Origin of the sequence: Pantoea sp. Taur, assembly GCF_009830025.1 — a bacterium.
Lineage (GTDB): Bacteria > Pseudomonadota > Gammaproteobacteria > Enterobacterales > Enterobacteriaceae > Pantoea > Pantoea communis.
On sequence record NZ_SZZZ01000008.1, the window covers coordinates 70,354 to 83,202 of the forward strand.

At 52.8% G+C, this 12,849-nt stretch carries 13 protein-coding genes; 9 read left to right on the plus strand and 4 right to left on the minus strand.

What is annotated here, in order from left to right:
* Nucleotides 1-17: 17 nt before the first annotated feature.
* Nucleotides 18-1,079, minus strand: coding sequence for an ABC transporter substrate-binding protein (locus FD744_RS12845; RefSeq protein ID WP_160868408.1), 1,062 nt, complete (start codon nucleotides 1,077-1,079; stop codon nucleotides 18-20).
* Between the two features lie 223 nt (nucleotides 1,080-1,302).
* Between FD744_RS12845 and FD744_RS12850 the strand changes: the two genes are divergently transcribed.
* The 4 genes from FD744_RS12850 (at nucleotide 1,303) to ubiA (ending at nucleotide 3,982) form a co-directional block, all read left to right on the plus strand.
* A complete protein-coding gene (locus FD744_RS12850) occupies nucleotides 1,303-2,001 on the plus strand; it encodes a UTRA domain-containing protein (RefSeq protein ID WP_160868409.1) in 699 nt (232 codons plus the stop codon).
* A 70-nt stretch (nucleotides 2,002-2,071) separates the two neighbouring features.
* Entirely contained in the window at nucleotides 2,072-2,482 is a 411-nt protein-coding gene (psiE, locus tag FD744_RS12855; protein WP_160868410.1) for a phosphate-starvation-inducible protein PsiE, read from the plus strand.
* 90 nt (nucleotides 2,483-2,572) lie between these two features.
* Entirely contained in the window at nucleotides 2,573-3,091 is a 519-nt protein-coding gene (gene ubiC, locus FD744_RS12860) for a chorismate lyase (protein WP_160868411.1), read from the plus strand.
* Between the two features lie 24 nt (nucleotides 3,092-3,115).
* Nucleotides 3,116-3,982, plus strand: a complete 867-nt coding sequence (ubiA, locus tag FD744_RS12865; protein WP_200538060.1) for a 4-hydroxybenzoate octaprenyltransferase — start codon at nucleotides 3,116-3,118, stop codon at nucleotides 3,980-3,982.
* 62 nt (nucleotides 3,983-4,044) lie between these two features.
* Here the strand turns inward: ubiA and plsB are convergent, their stop codons facing one another.
* Nucleotides 4,045-6,468, minus strand: coding sequence for a glycerol-3-phosphate 1-O-acyltransferase PlsB (gene plsB / locus FD744_RS12870; RefSeq protein ID WP_160868412.1), 2,424 nt, complete (start codon nucleotides 6,466-6,468; stop codon nucleotides 4,045-4,047).
* A 127-nt stretch (nucleotides 6,469-6,595) separates the two neighbouring features.
* Between plsB and FD744_RS12875 the strand changes: the two genes are divergently transcribed.
* From FD744_RS12875 to FD744_RS12890, 4 genes are all read left to right on the plus strand, one after another.
* The gene (locus tag FD744_RS12875) at nucleotides 6,596-6,964 is read left to right on the plus strand and encodes a diacylglycerol kinase (protein WP_034826963.1); all 369 of its coding nucleotides are present in this window, start codon (nucleotides 6,596-6,598) and stop codon (nucleotides 6,962-6,964) included.
* A gap of 105 nt (nucleotides 6,965-7,069) precedes the next feature.
* On the plus strand, nucleotides 7,070-7,684 hold the full coding sequence (lexA, locus tag FD744_RS12880; protein ID WP_160868413.1) for a transcriptional repressor LexA: 615 nt from the start codon (nucleotides 7,070-7,072) through the stop codon (nucleotides 7,682-7,684).
* A gap of 126 nt (nucleotides 7,685-7,810) precedes the next feature.
* Entirely contained in the window at nucleotides 7,811-9,133 is a 1,323-nt protein-coding gene (dinF, locus tag FD744_RS12885; protein ID WP_160868414.1) for an MATE family efflux transporter DinF, read from the plus strand.
* Between the two features lie 163 nt (nucleotides 9,134-9,296).
* Entirely contained in the window at nucleotides 9,297-9,509 is a 213-nt protein-coding gene (locus tag FD744_RS12890) for a CsbD family protein (RefSeq protein ID WP_097118939.1), read from the plus strand.
* 65 nt (nucleotides 9,510-9,574) lie between these two features.
* Here FD744_RS12890 and zur read toward each other — a convergent pair whose 3' ends face one another.
* Nucleotides 9,575-10,096 carry a zinc uptake transcriptional repressor Zur gene (gene zur, locus FD744_RS12895; protein ID WP_097118940.1) on the minus strand — a complete coding sequence of 174 codons (522 nt, stop codon included), beginning with the start codon at nucleotides 10,094-10,096 and terminating at the stop codon, nucleotides 9,575-9,577.
* A 452-nt stretch (nucleotides 10,097-10,548) separates the two neighbouring features.
* On the opposite strand from zur, the gene traF reads away from it, so the two are divergent.
* Nucleotides 10,549-11,799, plus strand: coding sequence for a conjugal transfer protein TraF (traF, locus tag FD744_RS12900; RefSeq protein ID WP_160868415.1), 1,251 nt, complete (start codon nucleotides 10,549-10,551; stop codon nucleotides 11,797-11,799).
* A 119-nt stretch (nucleotides 11,800-11,918) separates the two neighbouring features.
* On the opposite strand, the gene FD744_RS12905 is transcribed toward traF, so the two are convergent.
* Entirely contained in the window at nucleotides 11,919-12,812 is an 894-nt protein-coding gene (locus FD744_RS12905) for a LysR substrate-binding domain-containing protein (RefSeq protein ID WP_097118942.1), read from the minus strand.
* Between the last annotated feature and the right edge of the window lie 37 nt (nucleotides 12,813-12,849).

Below are 12,849 nucleotides of genomic sequence, written 5' to 3' on the forward strand. Positions count from 1 at the left end.
GCCAGGGTGTGTGCAAATTACTGCTTCATATTGATAATCACGTTCTCTTGCCACAGACGCGGCAGCATTTTCGAGCTCTTATCCCATGCAGCCTGATCTTTGATCGGGCGGGCATTTTTGTACTCAGACTGCGGCAGCAGTTTGGCTTGCACATCGGCTGGCAGAGTTAAATGCTCAGCGCGGATTGGACGTGCATAACCTTTCGCCAGGTTGATCTGACCGGCATCAGAGAAGATGTATTCACGCGCCAGTTTGGCGGCGTTCGGGTGTTTGGCGTATTTGTTGATGATGGTGCTGTAACCGGAAATCACGGAGCCATCAGACGGGATCACCACTTCATAGCGGTTTTTGTCGATCTGATCGCGATAATTCAGTCCGTTGAAGTCCCATACCACGGCAACCTGAATTTCACCTTTCTCAATGTTGGCAATCACCGGATCGGTCACGCCCAGACGGCCTTCTTTAGCCAGCTCGCCAAAGAATTTCAGGGCTGGCATCAGGTTCTTCTCATCACCGCCCATCGCGTAGTTGGCCGCCAGTACGCCGTTAGCCGCCTGAGCAGCCACGCCGACGTCACCGATAGTGACCACATACTTACCTTTCTTCAGATCGGCCCAGCTGTGCGGTGCATCTTTAACCTGCTGCTTGTCGATCAGGAAGGCGATGGTGCCGGTGTAGGCCAGCATCCAGTTACCCTCTTTATCTTTCGCCCAGCTTGGAATTTGATCCCAATGGGTCGGTTTATACGGCTGAGCCACGCCTTTGGTGACCGCGATAGGGCCGAAAGCTGCGCCCACATCACCGATATCGGCGCTGGCGTTCTCTTTCTCTGCATCAAATTTAGCCAGCTCCTGCGCCGATGACATATCGGTATCGCTGTGCTTCAGGCCATATTTGCTGTTGATGTCATTCCATGTGTCTTTCCAGTTCGCCCAGCTGTCTGGCATACCGACGCTGTTGACCTGGCCCTCAGCACGCGCGGCTTTTTCCAGCGCGGCAAGGTCGTTATCGGCGGCGTGCGCGGCGGGCAGCGCAAGCAGTACAGCACTGGCTACTACAGAGGAGATAAACGCTTTCATCTCGGTTGCTCCGGGTGTAAGTTGTGGGACGTCTTGGTCTAGTCCAGCAAGAACCGAGCCAATGTAGCCCGATCAGATGAAGGTTTTATGACCGTGGTGGTGAAATGTGGTGTGTTACGCAGCTCCACATGCGGATACAGCGCGCGAAAGCGTGGGATATGCCTGTCATATTGTAGTCATCGAACTGTCATAGTGCAGAATTGCCCCAAAATGAGGCTAAAAAATGTTGTCGAAAACGGTGGATGTGATTGCGGCGGCGCTAAGTGAACGCATTGAAAATGGTGAATTTGCCAGCGGGCGTTTACCGGCAGAACGCAGTTTAAGTGAATACTATTCCACCACGCGCATTACCCTGCGTGAGGCGCTGGGCTTACTGGAAGCGCAGGGCGTCATTTACCGTGAACTGCGTCGAGGTTGGTTTCTCGCCCCACCCAGGCTGGTGTATAACCCGGCCCATCACAGCCACTTTCATGCCATGGCCGCCGAGCAAGGGCGCATCGCTCTCACTGAAGTGATTGAGGCACGGGAAGTCCCGGCACAGCTGGTGATTGCACGGCATTTGCAGTTACTGGAAGGGGATAGCGTGTTTCGCATTCGACGCCTGCGACGTATTGATGGGCGCGCGGTGTTGTACGTGGAGCATTACCTCAATCCAGCCTTTTTTCCCGGCCTGCTAGAGGAAGACCTCACCCGCTCACTTACCGATCTCTACGATCAGCGCTATGGCATTCGCTACGGCGGTGCACGCTTTACCATTCTTCCTGGTCCATTACCGGCGCGCGCTGCACCTGCACTCAATGTCGCCAGCGGAACTCCCGGATTACTCATTACACGCATTAACCGCGATCAACACAAACGGGTCATCGACTGTGACTGCGAGTACTGGCGCTATGACGCGCTCTGTGTGGATGTTGATGTGTAGCATATTGTGATTTTGATCACACTACAGCATGATAACGCCAGAGAGTTTCCGTACTTTGAGGCGCATAAAAATGACAACAAAATCAGCATCGGGGCAGCTTATTGCTTCGGTATTACAGTGGGTTCTGAATATTGGCCTGGTGACGTTGGCCATCATCCTGGTGGTGTTTCTTGGCAAAGAGACAATCCATTTAGCCAATGTGCTGTTCAGCACCGGTGAGCAGGCGTCTTCTTACCTGCTGATCGAAGGCATCGTGATCTATTTTCTCTATTTCGAATTTATCGCGCTGATAGTGAAGTACTTCCAGTCCGGCTATCACTTCCCGCTGCGTTATTTCATCTATATCGGCATCACCGCAATCATTCGTCTGATTATCGTTGACCATAAAAACCCGTTCGACACGCTTTATTATTCAGCGGCGATTTTAATTCTGGTGGTCACGCTGTGGTTAGCCAATAGCAATCGCTTAAAGCGCGAATAATCCCCCTTCTGTCTGGCGTGGCACAACCAGCAGTGCCACGCCCGATTCTCTGCGTTAAACTAGGGCAACTTTTTCTCCGGAGATGTCCTGATGTCGCATCACGCGCTGCGCCAGTTACTCGCACTGCATTGGCTGCCAGCCACTTCCCCCTTGCTTTCCCCCCCTCTGCTTGACTGGTTGCTGGAGGAAGACTCCATGACGCGTCGCTTCGAGCAGCATTGCCAGCAGGTGACGGTGGAACTGATCCGCGAAAGCTTTATTACCGCTGACGAGATGGCGCCAGAAGCGGAATTCCTGCCCGCCGATGATCGCTTTTGGTTACGTGAAATCGTGCTGTGCGGCGATGGCGAACCCTGGTTGATTGGGCGAACCGTGGTGCCAGAAAGCACGTTGAACGGCCCGGAGCAGATGCTGCAAAATCTTGGCACCCGTCCGCTGGGGCGCTATCTTTTCGCCTCCTCGACGCTGAGCCGCGATTTTATCGATCCCGGTCAGGTGGACGATCTGTGGGGACGTCGCTCGCGCCTGCGTTTATCAGGCAAACCGCTGCTGCTAACTGAACTGTTTTTACCAGCGTCGCCGTTGTACCGCGCGCTGAATCAAGGATAAAGGATTGTGGAAAAAACCTTAACCATGACCAAATGGCAGGCTTATCGACGCCTGATGCGCATCGATAAACCGATTGGCACGCTGTTGCTGTTGTGGCCCACCATGTGGGCACTGTGGCTATCAGGCATGGCGGTGCCGCCTTTGTCTGTGCTGGTGGTATTTGTGCTCGGCGTCATTGTGATGCGTGCCGCGGGCTGCGTGATCAATGATTATGCGGACCGTAAGGTGGATGGTCATGTCAAACGGACCGCATCGCGTCCGCTGGCGAGCGGCGCGGTGACGGAGAAAGAGGCCAAAATCCTGTTTGTCGTGCTCGGGTTGCTGGCATTTGCGCTAGTGCTGACCATGAACCGTATGACGATTTTGCTGTCATTTGGTGGCCTGGCACTGGCGTGGGTCTATCCGTTTATGAAGCGCTACACCCATTTACCCCAGGTGGTATTGGGAGCGGCATTCGGCTGGGCGATTCCAATGGGTTGGGCGGCGGTTAGTGAGTCCTTACCTCTTGTTTGTTGGCTGGTGTTCTTCGCGAATATCTGCTGGACGGTGGCTTACGACACGCAATATGCGATGGTTGATCGTGATGACGACCTAAAGATTGGCGTGAAATCCACAGCGATTCTGTTCGGACGTTTCGATAAATTGATCATCGGCTTATTGCAGTTGGCCACGTTGGGGCTAATGGCGCTAGTCGGATTGATGTTGCATCTGAACGGGGCGTTTTACTGGTCATTGCTGGTGGCGGGCGGCTTCTTTGTGTATCAACAAAAGCTGATTGCTCAACGTGAACGCGATCCTTGCTTCCAGGCCTTTCTGAATAATAACTACGTTGGTCTGGTGCTGTTTATCGGCGTACTTCTCAATACTCAGCCATTTATTGACCTGTTTTAAGGGGTTGCTGCCATAAAAAAGGCGACCCGTTGAGGGTCGCCTTTCTATTTTTATGCCCGACGTTATTCGTGGGCTACAGCACTTTCAATGGTCAGACGGACATCACTGGTCACCAGCTCTGCCAGCATCTGCCACATAATGTGGGTGCGTTCCGCATCGGCATCGCCTGAATCACTGATGTAGCCTTCATCACGCAGTGACAGCACCAGCGCGGTAAACACCGCTTTGTCGAAGAACTCTGGCGCGTTAATGCCATGCAACACTGACAAACGCTGCGCCAGCGTGCGGCTCTCTTTCTCCAGCGTGCCGCGGTTAATCGTCGGCTTGGCACTCAGAATGGCGAAGGTGATGGCAAAACGCTGCAGCGTTTCACGGATACCGGCAGCCAGCAGTTGCAATGAACGATGGCGGGCCGGATTCATGCGTAACTGCCCATCATGCTCGGTAATCAGGCCTTGTCGCGCCATCTCAGCACAGAGGGCATTCAGCACGCCTGGCAGCTCTGCGTTATCCCAGCGCAGGAACAGCTCACTCTTCAGCATCGGGTAAACCAGACTCACCTGACGCAGCAGTTCCGCCTCACTGATCTCACGATGCTGCTGCACAATAGCGGCAATCAGCGATGGCATGACCAGCATGTGGTGGATGTTGTTGCGGTAGTAGGTCATCAGGACGGCCTGCTCGCGCGGCAGAATGATGATATCGCCGATACTGTCTTGTTCCGTCTCAAACTTGTTCATGCCCATGGCGTGATCAAGCAGCGCTTCAGCACTCATCTCCGGCACGGTCGCTTCCGGCGAATAAGGCACGGTACGCAGCAGCTGGGTGTAGCATTCCAGTTGCTCAATCAACTGTTCACGCGTCAGGGAGCGCTGACGTGAAGCCAGCAGTGCAGTGACGCACAGGTTCATGGCATTGGCGGCACCGGCTTCGTTAATACGCACCATCAGACGTGCCGCAATATCATTTACGGTCGGCGTCATCCATGCCGGGCGTTGTGGTTCAATCGGATCGATCGCATCACGCCATTCCGGCACGTTTTTGTTCAGATAGTTCATCAACGGCAGGGGTTCGCCGAAGTTAACGTAGCCCTGGCCAAGATTGCGCAGTTTACGTAACCCGCGCACCATCTGCAGGAAACTCTCTTTCTCTTTGGCCGCGCCACGTAACTCTTTGGCGTAAGTACCCACTTCCATGACGTGTTCATAGCCGATGTAGATCGGAACAAACGTAATCGGACGGCTACCGCCGCGCAACATGGCTTGCAAGGTCATCGACAGCGTGCCGGTTTTAGGATCCAGCAGTCGGCCCGTGCGCGAGCGCCCGCCTTCAACGAAATACTCGACTGAATATCCGCGGCTGAACAACTCGCCCAGATATTCACGGAACACCGTGGAATAGAGTTTGTTGCCCTTGAAGGTACGGCGAATAAAGAAAGCACCCAGACGACGGAAAATCGGACCTGCTGGCCAGAAGTTCAGGTTGATACCGGCCGCGATGTGTGGCGGCACCAGCCCCTGATGGTAGAGCACGTAAGAGAGCAGTAGATAGTCCATGTGGCTGCGATGGCAGGGCACATACACAATCTCATGGCCATCTTGCGCCAGCTGACGGACTCGCTCGCCACCGTTGACGTTGATGCCCTGATAAAGGCGGCTCCACAGCCAGCCCATCACGCGGTCTGTGACGCGAATGGCCTCATACGAGAAGTTCGCTGCGACCTCTTCCATCATCTCAACAGCATTCTGCTGGGCTTTCTCGTGCGAGATTTTTTTGCTACGCGCTTCATCTTCAACCGCTTTTTCAATCGCTTTGGATTGCAGCAGCTTGTTGAACAGATCCTGACGCGCAGGCAGACGTGGGCCTACAGCAGCCAGGCGCTGACGCGCGAAGTGAATGCGAGCCACGCGTGCCAGCTTCTGGGCTATCGACTTATCCGTACCGTGCTCCGTCGCCATCTGGCGCAGGGAAACGGTCGGCGAGAAGCGCACAAAGCTGTCACGTCCGTGCCACAAAATGGCGAAGAATTTCTCTACACCATTAAGGATGCGCAGATGTGGCGTATCTTCTCCCTGGATTTCGCGTCCCGGCGCACGACCAAACATCACCGCCACCGGTAACATCTGTACGTCGAGATCAGGGTTACTACGGTGCAAATCGAGATAGTCGTGGAATAGCTTCACCGACTCAGGATTGGCAACGAAATAGGGGAATACGCGTGGGCCATCATGAATAAACACGTGACGCGGCAGTAGCGTGCCGTCGATCTCCAGCGGAGCCAGCGGATCGGGCAGATCATGTTTCAGGCACTGTGTCCGAAGAGTGAGCAGGTCAGCCTTTGAATCATAAGGCAAAACATACATCACTGGACGAGTCGGATCGATCCCGTGTTCTGAGACAGGATCGGTCGGAATGACCTTACTCTTTACCAAAAAAGAGAGTGGTAAATTCAATAGTTTGTAATAAAGTTTACGCCAACCTGACATAGACAACTTAAAGCCTCTTGTTAGCAAAGCGCGGCAAGCATACCAGAAAGTGCAACGAAGATCTGTGGCTTACACGACCTCAGATAGCCCACATATTGACGCCAAATCACATCAAGGGTTCCAAAGCATGGCAAATAACGTCACCGGTATTCAAAGAATAGTGAATGCAGCCGGTTATTCCTGGCAGGGCTTGCGCGCCGCCTGGAAACATGAAGCCGCATTTCGTCAGGAAGCCATTGCTGCACTGGTGGCGATTGTGGTGGCTTGCTGGCTGGATGTTGATGCGATTTCCCGTGTGCTGATGATTGGCTCCGTGGTGCTGGTGATCATCGTTGAAATCCTGAATAGCGCCATCGAAGCGGTGGTGGACCGCATTGGGCAAGAGCGCCATCCTTTAGCCGGACGAGCTAAAGATATGGGCTCAGCGGCGGTGTTGCTGGCTATCTTACTGGCTCTGTTTGTCTGGATCGCACTGCTCTGGTCGCATTTGCGATAGGTATTCCAGAATCTTCAAACCGCTGATTTTTCCCTCTGTTTTGGTTTTCATTTCGCCAATACCTGTATATACTCACAGCGACTGTATAAACAACCAGGGGGCGGGATGAAAGCGTTAACCACCAGGCAGCAACAGGTCTATGATCTTATTCGCGACCACATTAACCAGACCGGCATGCCGCCAACGCGTGCGGAAATTGCTGCGCAACTGGGTTTTCGCTCGCCCAATGCTGCGGAAGAACATCTGAAAGCACTGGCGCGTAAAGGCGTCATCGAAATTGTATCTGGCGCTTCTCGCGGCATCCGCCTGCTAATGGAAGAAGAAGTCTCCGAAGGGTTGCCGCTGATCGGTCGCGTGGCCGCCGGTGAGCCGCTGCTGGCGCAAGAGCACATCGAAGTGCACTATCAGGTTGATGCCAATCTGTTTAAACCTACCGCCGATTTTCTGCTGCGGGTGAGTGGTATGTCGATGAAAGACATCGGGATTATGGACGGTGACTTGCTTGCCGTGCATAAAACCCAGGAAGTCCGTAATGGTCAGGTTGTAGTGGCGCGCATTGATGATGAAGTAACTGTCAAACGCTGGAAAAAGCAGGGTGCCATTGTGCATTTGCTGCCAGAAAACACCGAATTCCAGCCGATTGTGGTCGATACCCGTGAGCAGGCTCTGACCGTTGAAGGTTTGGCTGTGGGCATCGTACGTAACGGCGAATGGCTGTAATCTCTCATTGAATTCCCCCGCTGCGGTTGGTCGCTGTGCTGACCGCAGTCTGATACATTGATTTTCCTCCTCAGGCTGATTGTCGGTTAATGGTCCTATTGACCAGCGCAACAATGGAACGGGCGAATGCGGCTGTTTTCCTCTTCAGATAAAGCATTGTGGCGGCTGGCGCTGCCGATGATTCTCTCCAATATTACCGTTCCTCTGCTCGGTGTCGTCGATACGGCAGTGATTGGCCATCTCGATAGCCCCATTTACCTCGGTGGCGTGGCGGTAGGTGCAACGGCGACCAGTTTCATCTTTATGTTGCTGTTGTTCCTGCGCATGAGCACCACGGGTTTGACTGCGCAGGCGTTTGGCGCGAACGATAAAACCGCCTTAGCGCGGGCGTTGACGCAACCTCTGCTGATCGCTCTGGTGGCGGGCGTGCTGTTTTTATTACTGCGCGCGCCCTTCAGTTTGATCGCAGCCTCATTAATGGGCGGCAGCCCGGAAGTGCAACACCAGGCACAAATTTTTATCAACATTCGCTGGCTTAGCGCACCGGCGACCTTAGCCAATCTGGTAATTTTGGGCTGGTTGCTTGGCGTGCAATATGCGCGAGCGCCGATGGTGCTGCTCATTGTCGGTAACCTGCTGAATATCCTGCTCGATCTCCTGTTTGTGCTGAAGCTTCACTGGGGCGTTGCAGGTGCGGCGGCGGCAACGGCGGTGGCAGAGTACGTCACGCTGGGTGTGGGGTTATGGATGGTGGTACGTGTGCTTAAGTTGCGCGGCATTTCTTTCAATCAGCTAAAACAGAGTTGGCGTGGTGATGCGGCACGCCTGTTCCGGCTCAACCGCGACATCATGCTGCGTTCGCTAATGGTGCAAATCTGTTTCGCGTCACTCACCTTGCTGGGCGCGCGTTTAGGGCCGGATGTTGTTGCGGTGAATGCCGTACTGCTGATGTTCCTGACGTTTACGGCCTATGCGCTGGATGGTTTTGCCTATGCCGTGGAGGCCTGCTCCGGTGAAGCGGTGGGGGCGCGAGATCGCAGTCGCTTATTACTGATTTGGCATGCTGCCTGCCGTCAGGCTGGTATCGTTGCCCTGGCGTTCGCAGCCATCTATGCAATAACCGGCCCCGAAATTGTGGCGTTGCTCACTTCGCTTGAGCCACTGCGAGAGATGGCCGATCGCTATCTTGGCTGGCAGGTGATTCTTCCGCTGATCGGTGTCTGGTGCTATCTGCTGGACGGTATGTTTATCGGTGCCACGCGCGGGCGCGAAATGCGCAACAGCATGGTGATGGCGGCAGTGGGTTATGGGCTTGCCTTGCTGACACTCCCGTGGCTCGGTAATCACGGCTTATGGCTGGCGGTGACGGTGTTTCTTGCCTTGCGTGGCTTGACGCTCTGGTGGATGTGGCGACGTCACTGGCGACACGACAGCTGGTTCACTGTTTGAATAAGCGAAGCGTAAACTACAGATTATTCTGTATTTTTTGCGTAATCCTATCTGGCTACTATAATTATCTCATACGGCGCAATTGAGTAGCGCGTTGTGTGGGTGATTACCTGATTTATCAGGATATCATCGCATCTCACTCAGGATGATGTGGAGGATTATGATGAACAAAGACGAAGCGAGCGGTAACTGGAAGCAGTTTAAAGGGAAAATGAAAGAGAAGTGGGGCAAGCTGACGGATGACGATATGACGGTCATCGAAGGTAAGCGCGAGCAGCTTGTCGGTAAAATTCAGGAACGCTACGGCTACGCGAAAGACCAGGCCGAAAGCGAAGTGAAAGACTGGGAAAGTCACAATAAAGATTACCGCTGGTAACCGGAATTAAGGAAGATGCTCCTACCCCGCCGATCACCCGTCGGCAAGGCACAAGGAAGTGCCACTCACCCTTTTCTCACTCTCTTTTTCGTATCAATCTCATGATCGTGATCGCAGCTATCGTGATGATTGCACGCTGCGACTTCTGCGCAGTTTTCACACAAACCATGGGCTTCAATAACCGTGTGGCGCAATGAGAAACCGGCTTGATCGGCCAATCCCGAAATAATCTTTTCTACGCCCTGTGCGTGTTTTTCACTGACTGCCGCACAACCATCACACACCAGCATCACCGAAGTATGCGCAGGCTCGTCGAAATGGTGGCAAACCACATAACTATTATTTGATTCGACACGATGAATAAAACCCTGTTCCAGCAGAAAATCCAACGCGCGGTAAATGGTCGGAGGTTTAGCCTGCGGCTCGCTGATGCGAAGTTGATCCAGCAGATCGTAAGCACTGATCGAACCATTCTGCTCAGCCATTAAACGCAACACTTCAGCGCGTTGAGTGGTCAGGCGCACGCCGCGGTCAAGGCAAAGGGATTCTGCCTGAGTAAGCAGTTGTGCGGGCGTGAGGTTTGACATAAGTGTTCTCCAGGTTGCAGGCGATGTTATTTTATCACACAAACTTTTACCCTGCTGTGATTGCTTTTTACCCGGTTAAAGACCAGGAAAAATCTCGTTAATCAATAAATTAACTTAACCTTCCTGTTGTGCTGATAAAACTGCTCATTTCAGACCCTCTATGAGATCAGTCATATAGCGTAATTATCACGCTATTTTTGCTTTGCAACTCACCGGGTTAGCGTCTAAGGTTCAAAAGGCCTTAAGTAATATCTGGCATCAATTTAGGATTTGTTCATTTTTCTGCATAACTAAACAACAGAATGGTGTGGTTGTATCCAATTCTGTGAACAGCAGTGCTATTTCCTTTTAATTCACAGCAATGATGTGTTAGCTAGGGTTCAGAATAGCGGCTAACTAAACTGTTTCGTTTCTGAGTTATTCAGCGACATTTCAAAGGTGATGGCAGGCTCATGGTGAAGACATTATTCAGGCACAAAAAAGTAGCTTATCTTGTTGGTTTGAATGCAGTATTTCTTTCTTCTTCAGCTCTGGCAGCAGGTACATGGTATGACGCGCGTAACGATGCCATGGGTGGCACCGGCGTCGCTTCGTCAACCTGGAGTTCAGCGGTGCTGGCTAACCCGGCATTGATGACCAAAGCCAAACCTGAAGATAACGTCAGCGTCATATTCCCTTCAGCCGGTGTGCAGGTTACCGACAAAGACAAATTAATTAACAAAGTTGATGACATCACGGACAGTGTTGATCGCTACAAAAACGTGATCGACAATCTGACGTTTGCCGACTATTTAAGAGGTTATCCGGAATTAAAGGCTGCGGCTGGTGATATGGCTAATCAGCTGGATGACTTAAAGGGTGATAAAGCACACGGTACTGCGGGTGTCGCTTTTGCTGTTACTGTACCGAATGAAACACTGCCTTTTGCCTTTATTACCAAAGCCTACGGCACGGCCAGTGTGCGGGCTAACGTTGTGGACAGCGATATTACCTATCTGCGCGGTGTGGCTAACGGCACGGTGATCCCCGTGCCAGGCGATCAGGATAAACTGAGTTCGAGCGGTCATGGTCTGGCAGCACTAGTCACGGACTATGGTGTGGCACTGGCACATGAATTTGATGTCGCTGGCCATCCGGTTTCTGTGGGCGTGACACCAAAGCTGCAAAAAACCTGGCTGTATAACTACACCGCCAGTATTTATAACTTTGATAAAAGTAATATCAACAACAGCCAATACCGCAGTTCCGATACCGGCTTCAACATTGATGCAGGCATCGCGACCGACTTTGGTGAGCATTGGACGTTGGGTGTGACAGGGCAGAACCTGATCTCACGCGACATCGACACCAAAACAGTGGAAGGCTACCGCGATACCTATCAAATCCGTCCGCTGGTCACGTCAGGTCTGGCCTGGAACTACGGCGCGTTCACCCTGGCAGGCGATGTTGATTTGACGCAAACCAAGCGTTTCAAATCGGAAGAAAGCAGCCAATATGCGGGAGTGGGGGCCGAGTATCGCGTGCTGGATTGGTTAGCACTGCGCGCGGGTTATCGTGCGGATATGAAATCAAATGATGCCAATGTGTTTACCGCAGGTCTGGGCGTTTCACCGTTTAACAACACGGTGCATCTGGATCTTGCTGGTTCAGTGGGTGACGATAATACCTGGGGCGGCATGCTGCAGCTCGGATTTAACTTCTGATTGCGTCATTTCACATCACGCTAACATTCACCCTGAAATGGCGTGAACATGCTCACAAAAACAGGTCGCCATTGGCGGCCTGTTTCATTCCTGGGCGCAGAATTTGTGATCGTTATCAATCAGCGAAGCTGTGCCAGATTCAACTGGGAAAGTAGCCAATCTTTAAAGCTATCTAACGCAAAGTGGCGATGCTGATGCCGTGGGAACACCAGGTAATGGCCGATATAGTGAATCTCCTGGGTGGTCTCAATCAGCGGACAAACTAAGCGCCCACTGGCAAGCTCTCGTTCTGCTAATAATTTGGATTCCAGCACCACTCCCAGACCATCAACGGCAGCGGCAATCGCCATAAAACTGCGGTCAAAGCGCAAACCATAATGGCGCGGAGGCGTCAGGTGATTGGCTTCAAACCAGCCCTTCCATTGGTAGAGTTGCACATCGCACTGAATCAACGATTGGTGATAGAGGTCCTCCGGGCAGCGGATGCGTGCGGCAATCTGTGGTGAGCAAAGCGGTGTTAATTCCTCCACGGCCAGCGGGATTTTCTCGTAAGGCGAAGGACGCGGCTCGCCATAAACAATATCTAAATCATAGTCATCCTGCTCAAAGCGCGCATATTCGGTGCTGGCTGAAAGACGCAGATCAATATGTGGGTGTGCGGCAATAAAGCTTCCCAGGCGGGGTAATAGCCACTGATGGGCAAAGCTTGGCGCGGTGTGCAGACGCAGTGGCCGCGATTCATCAGCGGTGACGAGCGAAAGTCCACGCTGCATCTCATCAAATCCCCGCTGGATATGTTCCAGCAAGATTGCCCCTTCTTTGGTTAGCATGATTTCGCGTGTACTGCGCTGAAACAGGCGCGTGTCGAGCGTCTCTTCCAGCTTACGAATCGCATGACTAATGGCGCTAGGCGACAAATCCAACTCTTGCGCTGCGGCGGTAAATGCCCCTGTGCGGCCTGCGGCTTCAAACGCGCGCAACAGCGACAGTGGGGCTTTTTTTAATAATGTCATTTGTGAATCCCATTCAACAGTTGATGCATTTTTTGCT